Annotated in this window: 14 protein-coding genes; 8 read left to right on the forward strand and 6 right to left on the reverse strand. The window is 71.4% G+C overall.

The window, feature by feature from the left end; genetic code table 11:
• Window positions 1–9: 9 nt before the first annotated feature.
• Window positions 10–441: a hypothetical protein gene (locus IT347_10345; protein MCC6349973.1), complete on the forward strand. Its 432-nt coding sequence runs from the start codon at window positions 10–12 to the stop codon at window positions 439–441.
• Window positions 442–462: 21 nt separating this feature from the next.
• Here the strand turns inward: IT347_10345 and IT347_10350 are convergent, their stop codons facing one another.
• Together IT347_10350 and IT347_10355 are read right to left on the reverse strand one after the other, a co-directional pair.
• Window positions 463–810: a Rieske 2Fe-2S domain-containing protein gene (locus IT347_10350; protein MCC6349974.1), complete on the reverse strand. Its 348-nt coding sequence runs from the start codon at window positions 808–810 to the stop codon at window positions 463–465.
• The gene (locus IT347_10355; GenBank protein ID MCC6349975.1) at window positions 807–2,339 is read right to left on the reverse strand and encodes a PLP-dependent aminotransferase family protein; all 1,533 of its coding nucleotides are present in this window, start codon (window positions 2,337–2,339) and stop codon (window positions 807–809) included. Before IT347_10355 ends, IT347_10350 begins: the two co-directional genes overlap by 4 nt.
• 139 nt (window positions 2,340–2,478) lie before the next feature.
• Between IT347_10355 and IT347_10360 the strand changes: the two genes are divergently transcribed.
• From IT347_10360 to IT347_10375, 4 genes are all read left to right on the forward strand, one after another.
• Window positions 2,479–3,060: an LOG family protein gene (locus tag IT347_10360; protein MCC6349976.1), complete on the forward strand. Its 582-nt coding sequence runs from the start codon at window positions 2,479–2,481 to the stop codon at window positions 3,058–3,060.
• A 243-nt stretch (window positions 3,061–3,303) separates the two neighbouring features.
• On the forward strand, window positions 3,304–4,101 hold the full coding sequence (gene thyX / locus IT347_10365) for an FAD-dependent thymidylate synthase (protein MCC6349977.1): 798 nt from the start codon (window positions 3,304–3,306) through the stop codon (window positions 4,099–4,101).
• A gap of 59 nt (window positions 4,102–4,160) precedes the next feature.
• The gene (gene fdhD, locus IT347_10370) at window positions 4,161–4,958 is read left to right on the forward strand and encodes a formate dehydrogenase accessory sulfurtransferase FdhD (protein MCC6349978.1); all 798 of its coding nucleotides are present in this window, start codon (window positions 4,161–4,163) and stop codon (window positions 4,956–4,958) included.
• A gap of 188 nt (window positions 4,959–5,146) precedes the next feature.
• On the forward strand, window positions 5,147–5,788 hold the full coding sequence (locus IT347_10375) for a hypothetical protein (protein MCC6349979.1): 642 nt from the start codon (window positions 5,147–5,149) through the stop codon (window positions 5,786–5,788).
• 37 nt (window positions 5,789–5,825) lie between these two features.
• Here IT347_10375 and IT347_10380 read toward each other — a convergent pair whose 3' ends face one another.
• Window positions 5,826–8,609 carry a pyruvate, phosphate dikinase gene (locus tag IT347_10380; protein MCC6349980.1) on the reverse strand — a complete coding sequence of 928 codons (2,784 nt, stop codon included), beginning with the start codon at window positions 8,607–8,609 and terminating at the stop codon, window positions 5,826–5,828.
• Window positions 8,610–8,614: 5 nt separating this feature from the next.
• A complete protein-coding gene (locus IT347_10385; GenBank protein ID MCC6349981.1) occupies window positions 8,615–9,919 on the reverse strand; it encodes a Glu/Leu/Phe/Val dehydrogenase in 1,305 nt (434 codons plus the stop codon).
• A 405-nt stretch (window positions 9,920–10,324) separates the two neighbouring features.
• Here IT347_10385 and IT347_10390 point away from each other — a divergent pair, with 405 nt between their 5' ends.
• Window positions 10,325–13,603: a glycosyl hydrolase gene (locus tag IT347_10390; GenBank protein ID MCC6349982.1), complete on the forward strand. Its 3,279-nt coding sequence runs from the start codon at window positions 10,325–10,327 to the stop codon at window positions 13,601–13,603.
• A gap of 127 nt (window positions 13,604–13,730) precedes the next feature.
• Window positions 13,731–14,696, forward strand: a complete 966-nt coding sequence (locus tag IT347_10395; protein ID MCC6349983.1) for a hypothetical protein — start codon at window positions 13,731–13,733, stop codon at window positions 14,694–14,696.
• 34 nt (window positions 14,697–14,730) lie between these two features.
• On the opposite strand, the gene IT347_10400 is transcribed toward IT347_10395, so the two are convergent.
• Entirely contained in the window at window positions 14,731–16,377 is a 1,647-nt protein-coding gene (locus IT347_10400; GenBank protein ID MCC6349984.1) for an ABC-F family ATP-binding cassette domain-containing protein, read from the reverse strand.
• An 86-nt stretch (window positions 16,378–16,463) separates the two neighbouring features.
• A complete protein-coding gene (locus tag IT347_10405) occupies window positions 16,464–17,729 on the reverse strand; it encodes an MFS transporter (GenBank protein ID MCC6349985.1) in 1,266 nt (421 codons plus the stop codon).
• A 276-nt stretch (window positions 17,730–18,005) separates the two neighbouring features.
• Here IT347_10405 and IT347_10410 point away from each other — a divergent pair, with 276 nt between their 5' ends.
• Entirely contained in the window at window positions 18,006–18,284 is a 279-nt protein-coding gene (locus IT347_10410; protein ID MCC6349986.1) for a MoaD/ThiS family protein, read from the forward strand.
• The last annotated feature ends 1 nt before the right edge of the window (window position 18,285 follow it).

Below are 18,285 nucleotides of genomic sequence, written 5' to 3' on the forward strand. Positions count from 1 at the left end.
GCCCGCCGGATGCGCCGCGAGAAGAGGATTCGGCGGACCGTCCTCGGGCTGCTGTCGGGATCACTCTGGGGCGGTCTCGCCTGGCTCATCGGCCACCGGGCGATGGGGCCGCCGGTAACGTACGGCGTCTGGGCCTCGCCGGTGATCGGCGCGCTGGTCGCGCTGGCGTTCGGGAACTGGCCGCGCTTTTCGCTCGCGTGGCGCGTCGGCCTCGCACTCGCGAGTCTTTACTTCGGCGCCGCGCTTTTCGGGCTCGCCGTCGGGGCCGCCGACGCGCTGCGCGTCCTGAGCGGCCCGCATGCCATGCGGGCGCCCTTCGCCGTCGTGGCCCAGGACGTGTACGGCACACTCTGGGGTCTCACGCTCCTGGGCTGGTTCGTCCCCCTGTGGCCGCTGGCCTACCTGAACCACGCGGTGATCGCCCGGCTCACCGAAGAGTAGGAACGAGGCGGCTCCGGGCGCTCAGCCGCCCGCGCGCCCGGTGCACCACAGCTCGCCGCCGCGCTCCTCGACCGCGAGCGCGGTGAGCGTGCCGCCGGCGCACGGGCCGCCCTGGCAGCGGCCCGTGTCCGGCGCGTAGCGGGCGCCGTGGTGGCAGCAGACGAGCGCGTCGAACGCCTCGTCGAAGAAGCGCCCGTCGCCGAAATCGAGCGGCAGCGATTCGTGCCGGCAGACGTTGAGGTAGGCGTGCACGGCGCCGCGCCAGCGGACGGCGAAGGCGTCGTACGCAAGGCCGTCGAGCGTCACGCGAAAGCGCAGTCCGTCGCCCTCGTGCAGGGAAGCGGACCTCGCGATCCGGACGCCGCTCACGCGCGCACGAACGTGCGGGCCTGCACCGCGCGCACGCAGGCCGCGACGGTCTGGATCCCGTGTTCGATGGCGGCCTCGTCGCTGCCGGTGAAGCCGAGGATGAGCCCGCCGCGCTCGCCGTTCTGCATCGCGTACTCCGAGAGCGGCAGGCACTGGATGCCGGCGCGGGCGACCTCGGCGCCCGCCTCGAGGTCGTCCACCCCGGGCGGCAGCCACGCCACGCGGCTCATGCCGCCCTCGCCCTCGTCCACCTCGAGCACGTCCCCGGCGTGCACGCGCACCGCCCGCAGCAGCGCCGCGAGCCGCGCGCCGTACAGCGTGCGCATGCGCCGGATGTGCCGGGCGAAATGGCCCTCGTTCATGAAGTCGGCGAGCACCGCCTGCGAAAGCCCGGGAGACTGCCGGTCCACGAGCACGCGGGCGCGGACGAGCACGGACACGAGGTCGGAGGGCGCGACGACGTAACCGATCCGCAACGAGGAGAACAGCACCTTGCTGAACGTTCCGACGTAGATCACGCGGTCCGAAGGGTCGATGCCCTGCAGCGAGGCGAGCGGCCGGCCGCGGTAGCGGTACTCGCTGGCGTTGTCGTCCTCGAGGATCCAGGCGCCGGTGCGCTCCGCCCACTGCGTCAGCGCCATTCGGCGTCCGAGCGTCATCGTCACCCCGAGCGGGTTCTGGTGCGAGGGCGTGCAGTAGACGAGCCGCGCGTTCGGGGCGCGTTCGATGCCCGCCGAGACCACCAGGCCGTCGGAGTCCACCGGCACCGGCACGGGGACGGCGGCGTGCGCCTGCAGCGTGGCGCGGGCGCCGAAGTAGCCGGGGTCCTCGAACCACACCTCGTCGCCGCGATCCAGCAGCATGCGGACCGTCAGGTCCACGCCGTGCTGCGAACCGTTGACGATGATGACGTGCTCGGGGCCGCAGCGGGCGCCCCGGCTCGCGGACAGGTGCGCGGCGATGGCCTCGCGCAGCGGCAGGTAGCCCTGCGGGTCGTCGTACGACAACTGGCGCACCGAGGCGCGGCGAAGGCGCCGGTCGTAGAGCCGCCGCCAGATCTTCATCGGGAAGTGGTCGAGCGCCGGCAGGCCGGGTCGGAAGGCGTTGGCGACCGTGCGCAGTGGATGGCGCAGGATGGGAGCGTCGGCGATGCGGCGGCCGCGCGCCGACAACGAGCGCGGCGTGCCCGGGAGACCCGCGTCCCCGGGGCGGGCCACGCTCGCCTCGGGCGCCGGCGACTCCGGCGTCATCGCCTCCGGAATCGAACGCGCGACGAAAGTGCCGGAGCCGGCACGGCTCTCGATGTATCCTTCGGCGAGCAGCTGGCCGTAGGCGCTGAGCACCGTGTTGCGCGAGATGCGCGAGACGCTCGCGAACTCGCGGCTCGCGGGCAATCGCGAGCCGGCCCCGAGCCGGCCGCTCAGGATGGCGCGGCGGAGCTCCTCGTACAGCTGGCGGTGGAGCGCCTCGGGCGCCTCGGGGTCGAGCGAGACGGCGCGGAAGCTCGAAATGGATGGTCTTCGCGGCATGTTCGATTCCGGGGGAGTCGTTGGGACCGGTTGGATCTCGGCCCGGCACTCTAGCCATTTCGCCGGCCGCTATCCACCCGTGAATGCGGTCTGTCAGAAAGCCGGGCGTCATAGCGTCCCGCGCGAGGGAGAGTGATAGATGGCACCATTCCCGCGGCAGCCGGTGGTGGCGGTCTTCGGCAGCAGCACGATCGGCGAGGGCGACCCGGCCTATGCCGGGGTCGTCGCGCTCGGATCGGAGCTGGCGAGAGCCGGGTTTGCGGTGATGAGCGGCGGCTACGGCGGCGCCATGGCGGCGGTCTCGCGCGGCGCCCACGAGGCCGGCGGCCACGTGATCGGGGTGACCGTCGAGCTCTTCGAGCGGCGCGGGCCGGTGAATCCATGGGTTCGCGAGCGGGTCCACACCCCGGACCTCCACGAACGCCTGCGGCACCTGGTGCGCACGGCCGACGCGTTCATCGCCGTGAATGGCAGCATCGGCACGCTCTCCGAACTGTTCCTGACCTGGACGCTGCTCAGCGTGAGCGCCCGCCCGCCCGCGCCGCTCGTGCTGATGGGCGAGCACTGGCACGGCTGGCTCGCGGCGCAACGCGCGCCCGGGCTGGTGCCGGGTCACCTGTTCGGATTCGTCGAGGTCGCCGACACGCCGCGGGCGGCCGCGCAGTCGGTCGCCGCCGCGCTCGCCCGCTCGCGCGCGGCAAGTCCGGAGTCCTCACGCTGAGGAGCGGCGCCGGATCCCGCGCCTCCGCCGCCGGACGCCCGCGGCCTGCCCTCCTCCCGCGGCCGGCGGGCCGCGCGCTTCTCGCCCCCGCGCGCCTGCGGTACATTGCGCGCCACCGGACCGCGGCGCGACGTCACAACGACGCTTGCGCCGTCCCGGCAGGTCCGTGTGTACCGCCCGCCGGAGCGGGACGGCCGAGCCACGCGAGGCGCACCGCGCCCCGCAGCCTGCGAAGGAGTCGCCATGGGCACCGCGCCCGCCGAGACCCGTGAACTGAAGATCGTCCGCGAGCCGAAGGTCTACCTCGTCGGGCGGCAGGTGGTGAGCGACGCCGACGTGGATCGCTTTCTCGCCGACGAGGAACTCAGCTGGCAGACCGACACCGAGGTCGGGGCCGAGCGGCTCGCCGAACTCGCGGGCCGCGTCTGCTACATGTCGTACGGCAAGGGCCGCAAGACCAACGCCGAGTTCGTCGGACACATCATCGACGTCGGGCACGGCTCGGTGCTCGAGCACGGCGTGTGGAGCTTCCTGTTCACCGGCGTCTCGCGCTCGTTCACGCACGAGCTCATCCGGCACCGGCACTTTTCCTACTCGCAGCTCTCGCAGCGCTACGTGGACGAGTCGGACTCCGACTACGTCGAGCCGGACGTGATCGCCGCCGATCCGGCGCTGCACGCCGCCTGGTGCGAGGCCGTGAACGCCGCGCGCGCGGGTTACGACCGACTGGTCTCGGGGCTCGAGGCGAAGTTCACCGACGTGGCCGACCGCACGCTGCGCCGCAAGATGGCGCGGCAGGCGGCGCGTTCGGTGCTGCCGAACGCCACCGAGACGAAGATCTTCGTGACCGCCAACGCCCGTGCGCTGCGGCACTTCATCGAGCTGCGCGGCAGCGAGCACGCCGAGGTGGAGATCCGCAAGGTCGCGGTCGAGCTGCTGCGCATCATGCAAAAGGAGGCGCCCAGCATCTTCCGGGACTACACCCTGGTCACCCTGCCCGACGGCACGCTCGCGACGCATACCGAGCACGTGAAGGTCTGAATCCGGGCCGCGCGCCCGGTGCCGGTTCCATGAGCGACGACGCGCGGACGACGCCGGCGATGGTCGAGCGGCGGCCCGTCCATCGCATGAGCGGGGGCGGGTGGGAGCGCGCCGACGATGCCGTGGCCCGCGAGCGCGCGCTCGAGATTCGCGTGGACGGTCGCGCGCTTTCGGTGACGCTCTGCACGCCGGGCCACGACGAGGATCTCGCCCTCGGGTTCCTCGCGGGCGAGGGACTGCTCGAGCGCGCGACCGACGTGGTCTCGCTGACCCTCGCACCCGCGGAGCACACCGACCAGCCGGACCTGCTCGAGGTGCGTCTTGCGCCCGGAGTGGCGCTCGACTGGTCGAAGCTGGAGCGCAACTTCGTCTCCACCTCCGCGTGCGGACTCTGCGGCCGCGCCCATCTGGAATCGCTGCGCTCGGGTCTGGCCGCCGCGGCCGGCTCGGCCCGCTTCTCCGCGGGTTCGATCCTCGCGTTGCCCGAGCGCCTGCGCACCGGGCAGGCCGCGTTCGCCCAGACGGGCGGTCTGCATGCCGCCGCCTGGTGCGACGCGGCGCTCGTGCCGGGCGTGCTGCGCGAGGATGTCGGACGCCACAACGCGGTGGACAAGGTCTGCGGATGGCTGCTGCGCACGGGCCGCCACGGCGCCGGCGAGGGCCTGCTGTGGGTGAGCGGTCGCGCCGGCGCCGAACTCGTCCTGAAGGCCGCGCGCGCCCGCCTTCCCGCGCTCGCCGCCGTCGGCGCGCCCACGACGCTGGCCGTGGACCTCGCGGAAGCGGCGGGGCTGACGCTCATCGGCTTCCTGCGCGACGGCCGCATGAACGTTTACTCGGGCGTGGACCGGATCGTGTAGCGAGCGCTGCCGGCTCGGGCGGCACCCGGCCACGGGGGCCTCCGCGGCCGCGCCGACAGCCCGATGCGCCGATCCCGCGAGGTAAATGTCCGCGCCGGCGCGGCCGATAACCTCCCGGATGCGGGGGCCGCCCGAAGGCCCGCGAGGCTCCCGCGCGCAACGACCCGACGCGAGGTGCTCCGATGCCCATGCCCGCGACCCTGACCTCCGACCTCATCTGGCTGGCGGTGCTCGTCCTGTTGCTCGTCTCCTGGACCGTGATCCGGCCGGTGGTCGGCTTCCTCTTCGGGCGCGGAATTTCGCGGCGCGCTCTCGCGGCCCAGCCCGACACGATCCACCTCGAACCCTGCACGGATTCCGAGTGGGCCGACCTCGCCCGGCGCGACCGGGTCACGGCCGAGCTCGAAGGACTCGGATTCGGCGACGCGGGCTGCTTCGCCGTGCGTGAGCTGCCGGGGGTGAGGCTGCGGCTCTTCGCCCGCGAGGCCGATGCGACGTACGCCGCCTACTACGAGCACCCCCGCGCCCGCGCATGGTTCGAGTACGTTTGCCGCTTCACCGACGGCTCGAGCTGCACCTGGACGACGCTGCGTCCGACCGGGGTGGCCGAGCGTCCCGGCCACCCGGTGCGTCATCTGCCGAACGCGAGCGCCGCCTCGCTGTGGAAGTGCGTGACGCGCGAGCGTCCGGCCCGGCCCGCGCAGCACGCCTCGGTGGATGAGGCGGCCGCCGACTTCGAACACGCGTGGGCGGACGGCATCGCCTGGCGCAAGGGCAGGGGAGCGTCCCGCACCGAGGTCGCGCAGGTCGCGATGCGCAAGGCGGCGTAGCCGACGGGCCCGGCGTGCCGGCGGCTTCGCGGGCCGGTCAGTCCTCCGAGGTGACGTCTCCCGCGGCGCGTGCGGCGGCGAACATCCCCACGGCCTGTTCGAGCTCGGCGTTGAGCAGGACGCGCAGCACCTGCCCTTCGCGCGCGCGGCCCACGTCAATGACGCGCACCACCTCCACGAACTCGGCCGCGTCCGGCAGCAATTGCGGGAGCTCGTTTTCGGCGTCGAGCAGGAAGCGCTCGTCGAAGCGCACCCCGGGATCGTCTGGGTAGAGCGGCAGGTAGCGGATCGAAGCCTCGACCAGATCCTGGAAGAAGTGCGTGCCGAAGGACAGATCGGGCAGGTAGTTGCCCTTCTGGCGCGCGATCTCGACGAGCAGCGCCGCGTTGCTGATGTCGGAGTAGGTCACGCTCACGCCGAGCTTCGCGTCCCCCCGGCTGCCCCAGCGCCCCGGACCCAGCAGGGCGAACCGGCGCCGGGGGAGCACCTTGTTGAGGCGTCCGACGACGCGGCCGACCGCGCGCAGCCGCTCCTCGTCTCCGAGCGCGCCGTAGGCGCCGGGCTCCACGTAGACGAGGTGCGTCAGGTCGGGCACGCGGCCGTTGGAGACGAACCGGTTGGCGGTGAACAGCACGCGCTCGCGCGGCAGGTCGCGCGGGATGCTCGCCGGCCGCGCGTCGCCGAAGGAACTTTGCGGCCGGCACTGGAGCAGATAGAGCGACTGCCCGTCGGAGGCGAACTCGAGGTCCACGGGGGTGCCCATCTCGCGCTCGAGCACCTCGAGCACGTCCTTCATCAGGCGCAGGAACTCTCCCTCGGCGGCGAGCCCCTCGAACGTCACCAGCAGCTTCTCGGACTCCCAGTCCACGTGCCGGCCGGTCGGCCGCCGCAGGTGGTCGCCCTCGAGGATGGAGACGAGCTGGGCGGCGCGCGGCAGCTCGTGGCCGTGCGCGGCGAGCAACTCCGCGACCGGGACCGTTTCGAACTCGCCGGTCTCGAGATTGATCACGTCGGCCATGCGAGGCGCGTAGCGCAGAACCTCCTGCGGCGTGACGTTGACGCGCAGACCCGGCTGGCCGGGAGCGAGCAGCACCGGGTAGTCGTCCTTGAGCCGGTCCACGGCCCGCGTGCCGAGCCCGGGCACCAGGCGCAGCAGGCCGTCCTCGCGGCGAATGCGGGCCGACCAGCGGAACTCGTTCCGGCTGAACGCCACGCCCGCGAAGGACGGCAGGTACCACCGGCCGACGCGCGTGCCGACGACCTCCTGGATCATGATGCCCATTTCCTCGTAGGCGTCGATCAGGCCGCGCTCGGCACGGTATTCGATCGGGTCGGGTCCGAACGTGGACGCGTAGACTTCCGCCACCGCGTCGAGCAGTGCGGCCAGACGCTCCTGCTTGCCGCCCTCGTTGGCGAGAAACAGGCTCTTGTACTTGCCGGCGAACACCGAACCCAGACGGTCCTCGAGCAGGCTCGAACTGCGCACGATGATCGGCCGGTCCGGGAAGTCGTCGAGCACCTGCGAGAGTCCGCGCACCAGTTCGGGCGGGAAAGCCGAATTCTTGAAGACGCGCACGATGTGCGGGTAGTCCTGCCGGATTTGCTCGAGGTCGGCGTACTTGTGGTTGTGGATGTCCTCGAGGTTGTTGTACTGGATGAAGCTCGCGAGGCTGTCGGACGTCACGTACCAGGTGCGGGGCATCGTGACGCCGTCGAGCCGCGGGCGCTCCGCGGCGGCGCGCCGCAGGATGCGCGAGGCGAGGAACAGCCCCGCGCTCTTGCCGCCCAGCTTGCCGCGCGTGCGCGGCGTGCTCACGACCCGCTGCACCAGCTCGTGGAAGTCGTCAATGTCGAGGTGCCGTTTCGCGATGTTGATGAACTCGGGTTCGTCGGTGAAGAAGCGCTCGATCAGGGTGACGCGGATGCCCTTGTGCGCCGCCACGGACAATTCGGTGCCGCCCGGTCCGAGACGGTGGTAGCGGCGGATCGCCTCGGCGACCTCGTCGAGCCCCGCGTCCGGGTCGCCGAGCGTGGTGACGAGGAACCGCGACTTGTCCTCGCGGATCCACTTCTGCACGAGGTCCACCAGCCCCTGATCGCCCAGCTTCCCGGCGGCGATCCGGAACGTCTCCTCGATGCGCGCCCGCGCCGGGTCGCGTCCGATGCGCGACAGCGGGCGGTTATCCGCCGCGACGTCCTCGCCCGAAGCGGTCTCCTCGACGTTCATCTCGTGCAGCATGGCCACCGCCTCGCCGACTCCCAGCCAGCCGAGGTGGTTGATCAGCTTGCGCGTGATGCGCACGAGCAGTGTTTCGTCGGTTCCGCGCAGGAAGTCGAGGACGACGCGCCACGAGCCGCCCGCCGGCTGGCCGGTGCGCCCGGTCGCCTCCATCTCCCGGAAGGCCTGCCGCAGCCGGGCGTGATCGAGGTAGCGGCCGAGCCGGTCCGCCACCATCTCGAGCAACTGGCGTTCCTCCGCGAGGAACGGACCCTCGTCGGCGCTCGGCCGCTCCTCGGCGTAGACGACCTCGAGGACGCCCTCGGTTTCGCCCGGCACTCGGATCGGAGCGCGCAGGGTCCACGGTGAGGGCCGGAAGTCCGGGTCCCCGACGGTCGTGTCGCCGGCCACCAGGCGTACGCGACAGACCTCCGGAAATCGCAGCGCCGTCCGCAGCGTTCGCGCCACCTCGGCCAGGGTGTCCACGGACGGCGGCCCCGCGCGGCGCAGCAGCGCGTCCACGCGGTAGAGGCACTCCAGCTCCTTGGTCCGCTCCGCCAGGTCGCGGCGCGTGTCGTCGTCGGGCCCGCGCGAAGCGGTCATTCCGCTCAGATCCAGCCGCGCTGCTTGCAGGCCTGCACGACGCGGTTGATGGCGATGACGTAGGCCGCGTCGCGCATGTACAGCTTGCGCTTGCGCGCCAGCTCGCTCACCGCGCCGTAGGCCGCCGTCATCTTGACGTCGAGCCGGCCGAGCACCTCGTCGCGTTCCCAGTAGTAGTTCATGTTGCTCTGGACCTGTTCGAAGTAGCTGCAGGTCACGCCGCCGGCGTTGGCGAGGAAGTCGGGGATGTCGAAGATGCCGCGCTGCTTGAGGACCGCGTCGGCCTCGGGCGTCGTCGGGCCGTTCGCGCCCTCGGCGATGAGCTTCACGCGCGCGTGGATGCGCTCGACGTTGTCGCCGCGAATCTGGTTCTCGAGCGCCGCGGGAATCAGCAGGTCGGCCTCCTGCGCGATCCACGCGTCTCCGTCCAGCACCTCGTAGCCCTTCGCCTTCGCCTTCGCCTTGTCAATGCCGCCGAACTTGTCGGTGATGGCGAGCAGTTCGTCGAGGTCCACGCCCGAGGTCTTGCGGAACGAGTACGAGGTCTGGTCGGCCTGGTCCCACGACGACACGCACACCGTCCTGCCGCCGAGCTGGTGGTAATGCTGGATCGCGTGCCGCGCCACGTTGCCGAAGCCCTGCACGCTCGCGGTGGTCGCCTCGGGGCGAATCCCCAGCTCCTTGAGCGCCTCGCGAATCGTGTAGACCACGCCGAAGCCCGTGGCCTCGGTGCGGCCCAGCGAGCCGCCCATGCCCACCGGCTTGCCGGTGATGAAGCCGGGGAAATGGCCGCGGTGGATCTGCTCGAACTCGTCGAGCATCCACAGCATGTGCTGCGGGGTGGTCATGACGTCGGGAGCCGGCACGTCGAGCAGTGGGCCCACGTCGCGCGAGATCTGCCGGACCCAGCCGCGGCACACCTGCTCCTGTTCGCGGGCGCTCAGGTTGTGCGGGTCGCACACCACGCCGCCCTTGCTGCCGCCGAGGGGAATGTCCACGACCGCGCACTTCCAGGTCATCCACATGGACAGCGCGCGCACCGTGTCCACCGTCTCCTGCGGATGGAAGCGGATGCCGCCCTTGCCCGGCCCACGGGCGTCGTTGTGCTGCACGCGGAAGCCGCGGAAGACCCGGGTCGAGCCATCGTCCATGCGGATCGGAATGCCGAAGTGGTATTCGCGCAGCGGATTTCGGAGCAACTCGCGCGTCGAGGCGTCGAGTCCGAGGTATTCCGCGACGCCGTCGAACTGCGCCTGCGCCATCGCGAACGCGTTGTGGCCATGGGTCGGCTTATCCACGGTGACCGCCATGATGTCCTCCAGAGCGGAGCAACGAAAAAGGCCGCCCGCGCCCTTCGCGGTGGCCTCGAGTCATGAACGTATCGAAGGATTTCGCCATGTCGGCGACAGGCCGCGGCCGTGCCCGGAGTCCGCCCGCGGTTCTCCTGAACTGGGTGCTGGCAAGGGCGCCAGCGGCGCGACGCGACTCTCGCTGGGCAGCTGACGGCCCTGAAGATAGCCCGCGACCCGGCGAAGTCAACCGGACCGCGTCCTGCCGGCGCCGGTCCCCGGCCTCGCGCTCGGTGCGAGGATGGCCGCGCCCGTCCGATGCCCGCGAGCGCGGCCGCACGCACGACCTACGGTCACGAACTCGCGATCCCACCGCATGAGTCCTTCCGGCAGCCCCACCCGAGGTGCTCCATGTCGCGCTCCCCGATGACGATCGTCCTGCCCCTTGTCGCCGCGCTGCTGATGCTGGCTCCGCCTCCGAGTTCCGCCGCGCCGGCGAAGAGCGCCGCGATCAGCCCCGACGCCTACGGCTCGCGACAGCTCGCGGCGCTGCAGTGGCGCAACATCGGACCGTTCCGCGGCGGGCGCGTGACCGCGGTCGCCGGAGTCGTCGGGCAGCGGAACGTCTACTACTTCGGCGGCACCGGCGGCGGCGTCTGGAAGAGCACCGACAGCGGCAACGACTGGAGCAACGTCTCCGACGGACAGCTCGGCACGGGCTCGGTCGGCGCGGTCTCCGTCGCCCCCTCGGACCCCAACGTCGTCTGGGTCGGAATGGGCGAAGGCTGCATCCGCGGCAATGTCTCGCACGGCGACGGTGTGTACCGCTCGACCGACGCCGGCCGCACGTGGACGCACCTCGGACTCGCCGACACGCGCCAGATCGGGCGCATCGCCGTGGACCCTCGCGACCCGGACGTCGCGTACGTCGCCGCCCTCGGCCACACGTTCGGTCCCAATCGCGAGCGCGGAGTCTTCCGCACGCGCGATGGCGGCGTGACGTGGAAGAACGTGCTGTTCGTGAACGACAGCACCGGAGCGATCGACGTGAGCCTCGATCCGCTCAACCCGCGAATCCTCTACGCGGCGACCTGGCAGGTCTATCGCACGCCGTGGAGCCTCTCGAGCGGAGGGGCCGGCAGCGGCCTGTGGAAGTCCACCGACGCGGGCGAGTCGTGGACACGCCTCGCGGCCGAAGGCCTGCCGAAGGGGGTCTGGGGCCGGGTGGGCGTCAGCGCCTCCGGCGCGCAGGCCGGCCGCGTCTTCGCGGTCATCGAAGCCGACGCCGGCGGCGTGTTCCGCTCCGACGACTGGGGTCGCACCTGGCGGCGTACGAACGAGTCGCGCGACCTGCGCCAGCGCGCCTGGTACTACACGCACGTCTTCGCCGATCCGAAGAACGCCGACGTCGTGTGGGTGCTGAACGTGGGCTGCATGCGCTCGCGCGATGGCGGCGTGACCTTCCAGCGCGTCGGCACGCCGCACGGGGACAACCACGACCTGTGGCTGGACCCCGCCGACCCGCAGCGCCTGATCGAGGGCAACGACGGCGGAGCCTGCGTCTCGAACGACGGCGGGTTGTCGTGGACTTCGCTCGAGAACCAGCCGACCGCGCAGTTCTACCGCGTGACCACCGACGACGCGTTCCCGTACCGCGTCTACGGCGCGCAGCAGGACAACTCGACGGTCGGCATCGCCAGCCGCACGGCCGGCTTCGGCATCGGCCGCACCGACTGGTACGACGTGGGCGGCGGAGAGAGCGGCTGGATCGCGCCCAAGCCCGGCGAGCCCGGGATCGTCTACGCCGGTTCGTACAACGGTCTGCTCACGCGCGTGGATCGCCGCAGCGAACAGGAGCGCGACGTCAACCCGTACCCCGACAACCCGATGGGCTGGGGCGCCGAGGGCGCGAAGTACCGCTTCCAGTGGTCGTTTCCGATCGTCATCTCGCCGCACGACCCGAACACCGTCTATGCCGCCTCCAACGTGTTGCACCGCTCGACTAACGAAGGCCAGAGCTGGGAGGTCATCAGCCCCGACCTGACGCGCAATGATCCCGCGAAGCTCGTCTCCTCGGGCGGGCCCGTCACGCAGGACAACACCAGCGTCGAGTACTTCTGCACGATCTTCGCGTTCGCCGAATCGAAGCTCGAAAAGGGCGTGCTGTGGGCCGGATCGGACGACGGCCTCGTGCACGTCTCGCGTGACGCGGGCCGGAACTGGCGGAAGGTGACGCCGCCGGGGCTTCCCGAGTGGGCGACCATCAACAGCATCGACGTCGGCACGCACGCTTCCGGCACCGCCTACGTCGCGGCGCACCGCTACCGCCTGGACGACTTCAAACCCTACGCGTACGTGACGCACGACTACGGCCGCACCTGGCGTTCCGTCGCCGGCGACCTGCCCGCGGACGGCGGCTTCGTGCGCGTCGTGCGCGAGGACCCGGTGCGCGAGGGGCTGCTCTACGCCGGAACCGAGACGGGCCTGTGGTTCTCGGTGGACGAGGGCGCCCACTGGCGGCCACTGCGCGTCAACCGTCCGGGCCTGATCGCGGACCTCGCGAAGCCGGACGGCGAGGCACGCGGCGCGCTGCCGCTGGTGCCGATCACCGACCTGGTGGTCAAGGACGACGCGCTGGTCGTCGCCACGCAGGGCCGATCGTTCTGGATTCTCGACGACCTCGGACCACTGCGTCAGGCGAGCGTGAAGTCGGCGGCCGCGGGGGCATGGCTGTTCACGCCCACGCCCGCGTACCTGTACGGCGGGGGCGGCGGCTTCGGCGCCCGGGGCAACCTGGGGGGGAACCCGCCGGCCGGCGCCACCTTCTACTACCGGCTCGCCGCCGAGCCGAGGGAGAAGCAGGAAATCACGCTCGAGGTTCTCGACTCCGACCGGAAGCTCGTGCGGAAGTACTCGAACCTCGACGATCCCGACGCCGACCCCTCCGGGTCGCCGGGCGGCGGCGAAGGCATGCCCTTCGCGTTCGGCGGCGCCCGCAAGCTGCCGGCGAAGGCCGGGCTCAACCGGTTCACCTGGGATCTGCGCGGCGCCGAGGCCTCGCGTTTCAAGGGACTGATCCTGTGGGGCGGCGGCCTGCAGGGTCCACGCGTCGCGCCCGGCGCGTATCAGGCCAGGTTCACCGCCAATGGTCAGGCCCAGGTCGTGAACTTCGAAGTCCGCAAAGACCCGCGCGTCGCCGCGACGCAGGCCGACTACCAGAGCCGCTACGACTTGCACGCGCGCATCCGCGACAAGCTCACCGAGACGCACGACGCCATCACGCGCCTGCGCGAGGTGCGCGAACAGATCAGGGCCGTCGCCGACCGCGCGAAGGCCGCCGGCAGGGACACGACCGTCGCCGCCGCCGCCAACGCGCTGACGAAAAAGCTGACCGCCGCCGAAGAAGCGTTGTATCAGACCAGGAACAAGAGCAGCCAGGATCCGCTCAACTACCCGGTCCGGCTCAACAACAAGCTGAGCCAGCTGACGGACACCGTGGACGGCGCCGACGCGCCGCCCACCGACCAGGCTGCCGCCGTCTACGCCGACGTCGCCGCGCGCATTGACGAGCAGCTCGCCGTGATCCGCGAGGCGCTCGGCCCCGGACTCGACGCCTTCAACAAGCTGGTCCGGGACCGCGAGCTGCCCGCCGTGTTCGTCAGGGAGAAGCAGGGCGGGAAGCCGGCGCCGCCGCCGATTCCGTAGCGCGAGGGAGGGGCCGCGGCGTCGCATGCATGTCGCGCCGGCAGCGGCGTGAGCCGTGCGCCTTCGGCGAGCGGACGCTCTCGCCGGGTCCCTTCAGTGCGCCGCAATCCACGCCGATAACCGCCGCATGCGGACCGGCCCCGGCCTCGTGCGTCTGATCGGCGTCGCCGCCGTGGCGGCCGTCGTCTGCGGCTCCGGCGCGCGGGCGGCCGCGCGGCCGGATCCGCTTCGCGGGCTCGCCGCGAGAATCGAGGCCGGTGCGCATCCGGAGAGCAGCGCCGTGATCGTGGTCTCCGACGAGGATCTTGGCCGGGCGCTGCGCGCGCTCCTGCCGCGGTCCATCGCGGTCGTTCCCTTCTGGCCGGCCGGCGTCCGTCGCGCAGGACCTGTCGAGCCCGCGTTGGCGGGGCGGCTGTTCCGAGCGGCGTCGGCCGCCACGGCGAACGCCACCGACCTCTGGGTGGTCGGCTACTCGAGGCCATCCGACCCGCCCGCGACGAGACGCACGGACGCGTTCGCCGACCGCGCGGCCGCACCGGGGCGTCGCCGTGTGGCCCGCGACAGCCTCGGAACGCCGCGGGGTCTGGTCACGATCAGCCGATGGCTGGACCTGCCGGGAGGGCTCGCGCAGCGCGATCGGATCCGCCGGGGGATGGCCTATGCCGAAAGCGTGCTGGCGCACGGCGGGTCGACGCGGACCGTAATCACGCAACCGTTCACCCGCGGCGATCTCGCGTTCGACGCCGACTCCGCCGCCTGGTACCTCGCGCACCTCGCGGACACGACCCTCTACTCGATCGGCGGCTGCTCTGACGTGCAGACCTTGTCGTGGGACTCCTCCGAGAAGTTGGGGCGGATGGGGCCCGGGATCGTGCCGCTGCTCCTGAAGCGGATGGGAGACCCGGATCACTTCGTCCGTGAACGCGTTCAGGACGCGCTGCTGTTCGTGACGCAAGACGAGCGCATCCTGGCGAGAACGGGCGGGGAGTACGTGAAGTTCTACGATCAGCCCGACCGTGCTCCGCGCGATGTCGCGGCGGCCTGGTGGGCCAAATTCGGCCGCTTCTGGACGCCCGCGGACAGCACGCGATGAGGAGGACCGCGCTCCGCGGCGCCGGTGCCCCGCGCTACCGATGCACCCCCGCCGCCTCGCTGCCCGTGCGCTCGACGTACTCCGCGTACGAGCCGGGGTAGGGGAACGGCGGCTGCGCGGGGACGTCGGCGCCGTCGCCCGGGCGCAGCTCGAGCACCCGGTTCGACAGTCCGCGCAGGAACGTGCGGTCGTGGCTCACGAACAGCATCGTGCCTTCGAAGTCCGAGAGCGCGGCGACCAGCATCTCTTTGGTCTCGAGGTCCAGGTGGTTCGTCGGCTCGTCGAGAATCAGGAAGTTGGGCGGGTCGAACAGCATGCGCGCGAGCACGAGCCGGGACTTCTCGCCGCCCGAGAGCACGCGGACGGGTTTGTCCACGTCGCTGCCCGAGAACTGGAACGCGCCGAGCAGGTTGCGCAGCGCGCCCTGGCTCTCGAGCGGAAAGTCCCGCTGGATCTGTTCGAAGACGCTGAGCGAAGGGTCGAGCAGGTCGAGCGCCTGCTGCGCGAAGTAGCCGACCCTGAGGTTGGCGCCGAGCCGGATGGTGCCGGCGTCGGGCTCGGTCCGGCCGGCGACCAGCTTGAGCAGCGTGGACTTGCCAGCGCCGTTCCGGCCCATCACGCACCAGCGCTCGGTGCGCCGCACGGTGAACTCGAAGTCGTCGTACACGACGCGCTCGCCGTAGGCCTTGCGCACGCCCTTCATCTGCAGCACGTCCTCGCCCGAGCGCGGCGGCGTGCGGAAGCGGAACTCCACGACCTTGCGCGTGCGCGGCAACTCGACGACCTCGATCTTCTCCAGCTTCTTCACGCGGCTCTGCACCTGCGCGGCCTTGGCGGCGTGCGCCTGGAAGCGCTCGATGAAGCGCCTCTCCCTGGCGAGCATGGCCTGCTGGCGCGCGTAGGCGGCCTCGCGGTTGGCGGTGGCGATCTCGCGCTGTCGGACGTAGAAGTCGTAGTCGCCGGTGTAGCTCGTGAACTCGCCGCCGTCGATCTCGAGGATGCGGTCCACGATCCGGTTCATGAAATCCTTGTCGTGGCAGGTCATGACGACGGTGCCGGGGTAGTCGCGCACGAACGACTCGAGCCACAGGATGGATTCGATGTCGAGGTGGTTCGTGGGCTCGTCGAGCAGCAGCACGTCGGGCCGCCCGAGCAGGATGCGGGCGAGTCCGACGCGCATCTTCCAGCCGCCCGAGAGAGCGCCGACCTCGCCGTCCACCTGCGCGTCCTCGAACCCGAGGGCGTGCAGGATCACGCGTGCTCGCGACTCCAGATCGTAGCCGCCGCCGCGCTCGTACTCGTCTTGAACGTGGCCGAAGCGTTCGAGCAGCTTCTCCATCTCGTCCGCGCGCTCGGGGTCGGCGAGCGCGTCCTGCAGGGCTTCGAGCTCGTGATGGAGTTCACCGAGCCGGCCGCTGCCGGCGATGGCTTCGTCGAGCACCGAGCGGCCGGACATCTCGCCCATGTCCTGCCGGTAGTAGCCGAGCGACAGGCGCTTCGGCACCGTGACGTCGCCCTCGTCGGGCGACTCCTCGCCTAGGATCAGGCGGAACACGGTGGTCTTGCCGGCGCCGTTGGGGCCGACCAGTCCGACCTTCTGGCCGGGGTCGATCTGGAAGGTGCCTTCGACGAACAGGACCTGCCTGCCGTACTGCTTGGAGACGCCGTTGAACGCGATCATGGGCCGGGCACTCTAGCAGGCACGGCGCCGGTGCGCGCCCGGTGAGGGCGCTCGAGGCCGCGCGCGGGTGGGGGCGACCGGCGCCGTCAGCGCCCGGTCGGCGGCGCCCCTCCCGCGTGCGCGGCGTGCGCCCGGCGGATGGCGGGGCCGATCGCGGTGTAGCAGGCGGCGCCGGCGAGCGCCACGGCGAACGAGCCGGTCCACAGCGCACCGGCGCCGTAACGTTCGAGTACGAGGCCGCCGATCGGCGAGCCGATCATCAGCGCGCTCGCGTACGCCAGCGTCACCATGCCCATGTAGGTCCCTCGCAGATCGGGTGGCGCGAGGTCGGCGACCACGGCCGAGAGATAGGCGGACTGCAGCATCTCGCCGGCGGTCCACACGACCACGCTCCCCGCGAGCGCCCGGAGCGTTGTCGCGAAGCCCGTGAGCCCGAATCCGACCGCGGTCAGCAGGGCGCCGCACACCAGCAGAGCTTCGCGCGGGAAGCGGGCGATCCAGCCGGTGAAGGGAAGCTGGAAGGCGACGATGAGCGCGGCGTTGACCGCCGTGATCATTCCGTACTGCTGCGGGCCGAACCCGAGCCCCTTCATGTAGAGCGGCAGCGTGGTGTGCGACTGCATGTAGGCGAGGCTCACGAAGTGCGTCGCGAGGCAAAAGACGAGGAACACGCCATGCCCGAGGACCCGCCGCGCGATCGCGGCGAGCGGCGGGTGGGGCCCGTCGGGGGCGGGCGCGGCGACGTCCGCGACGGCGCCATCGGCCGCCGTGCGAACCGCGCGAGCGGGCAGCGTCTCGCGCACCGCCAGCAGCAGGATCAGCGCGTACGCCGTGCTCGTCGCCGCGTCGCCCCAGAAGAGCCACTGGTACGAATGTCCGGCGATGAACCCGCCGACGATGGGAGAGACGGTCATGCCGAGGTTGATCGTCAGGTACATGAGCGCGTACGCGCGCGGGCGCTCCTCGGGCGGGCTGAGGTCGGCGATCATCGCCGACGCGGCGGGCCGGTACATCTCGCCGAGGAAGGAGACGGCGAGCACCGCGGCCAGGATCGCCGCCGGCGAGCCGAGCCGGCCGAACACCAGCAGCACCGCCGAGGCGCCGAGCAGGCTCGCCAGCATGACGGTGCGACGGCCGATCCGGTCGGCGAGGTGGCCCCCCGTCAGCGCCGCGAGGATGCCGCCCAGTCCGTAGAGCCCCATCGCCTGCGTCGCGAACGCGTCGCCCAGTCCGAGTTGCGTCGTGAGGTAAAGGGTCAGGAACGGAACGAGGAAGGTTCCGGCGCGATTGACGAGCGTGCCCAGGCAGAGCACGTGGATCGCGCGGGGAAGCTGGAAATACGGCTTGAGCATGGGCGGCTCGCGGCGAGGGAAGGGCAAAGGGAGGCGCCGCAGTCTAGCCGAGCGGAGCAACGGCCCACCCGCCGGAATCGCCCGCCCCCGAGGAGCGTCGCGCGAATCGGCTCGCAGGAGCGGTGAGCTTCGCCCTGCGTTGCGGGGCGCGGGAGGAGACCGGCACCCGCCGGAGGTCCGGAGGAGCCACTCGCCGGACATCGGCCGGACGCGGACGGAACGCACCGTCATTTCCCGCTGGCGGGGCGCCCGGTGAATCGGCGACGATGCGCCCTCATGTCCATCACCGTCCAGCTTCCGGGAATGCTGCGCCAGTGTTGCGGCGGCGTCACGCGACTGACGCTCACGGCCGACACCGTTCGGGCGACGCTCGTGCTGCTCGAAAGAACGCAGCCCGAACTGCACCGCAACCTCTGCGACGAAACCGGCGCGGTGCGCCGGCACATCAACGTGTTCGTCAACTCGGCCAACACGCGGGACCTGGCGACAGGTCTCGACACCGAACTCTCCCCGGGGGACGTCGTCACCATCCTTCCCGCGGTCTCAGGAGGCTAGA

The sequence above is a fragment of the Candidatus Eisenbacteria bacterium genome, from assembly GCA_020847735.1.
Taxonomy (GTDB): domain Bacteria; phylum Eisenbacteria; class RBG-16-71-46; order RBG-16-71-46; family RBG-16-71-46; genus CAIXRL01.

Excerpts from the sequence above, each read along its gene's own strand:
- IT347_10345 (MCC6349973.1), top strand. The coding sequence starts at position 10 with ATGCGCCGCGAGAAGAGGATTCGGCGGACCGTCCTCGGGCTGCTGTCG.
- fdhD (MCC6349978.1), top strand. The coding sequence starts at position 4,161 with ATGGTCGAGCGGCGGCCCGTCCATCGCATGAGCGGGGGCGGGTGGGAG.
- IT347_10355 (MCC6349975.1), bottom strand. The coding sequence starts at position 2,339 with ATGCCGCGAAGACCATCCATTTCGAGCTTCCGCGCCGTCTCGCTCGAC.
- IT347_10400 (MCC6349984.1), bottom strand. The coding sequence starts at position 16,377 with ATGATCGCGTTCAACGGCGTCTCCAAGCAGTACGGCAGGCAGGTCCTG.
- IT347_10395 (MCC6349983.1), top strand. The coding sequence starts at position 13,731 with ATGCGGACCGGCCCCGGCCTCGTGCGTCTGATCGGCGTCGCCGCCGTG.
- IT347_10375 (MCC6349979.1), top strand. The coding sequence starts at position 5,147 with ATGCCCGCGACCCTGACCTCCGACCTCATCTGGCTGGCGGTGCTCGTC.
- IT347_10380 (MCC6349980.1), bottom strand. The coding sequence starts at position 8,609 with ATGACCGCTTCGCGCGGGCCCGACGACGACACGCGCCGCGACCTGGCG.
- IT347_10360 (MCC6349976.1), top strand. The coding sequence starts at position 2,479 with ATGGCACCATTCCCGCGGCAGCCGGTGGTGGCGGTCTTCGGCAGCAGC.
- IT347_10390 (MCC6349982.1), top strand. The coding sequence starts at position 10,325 with ATGACGATCGTCCTGCCCCTTGTCGCCGCGCTGCTGATGCTGGCTCCG.
- IT347_10410 (MCC6349986.1), top strand. The coding sequence starts at position 18,006 with ATGTCCATCACCGTCCAGCTTCCGGGAATGCTGCGCCAGTGTTGCGGC.
- IT347_10405 (MCC6349985.1), bottom strand. The coding sequence starts at position 17,729 with ATGCTCAAGCCGTATTTCCAGCTTCCCCGCGCGATCCACGTGCTCTGC.
- IT347_10385 (MCC6349981.1), bottom strand. The coding sequence starts at position 9,919 with ATGGCGGTCACCGTGGATAAGCCGACCCATGGCCACAACGCGTTCGCG.
- thyX (MCC6349977.1), top strand. The coding sequence starts at position 3,304 with ATGGGCACCGCGCCCGCCGAGACCCGTGAACTGAAGATCGTCCGCGAG.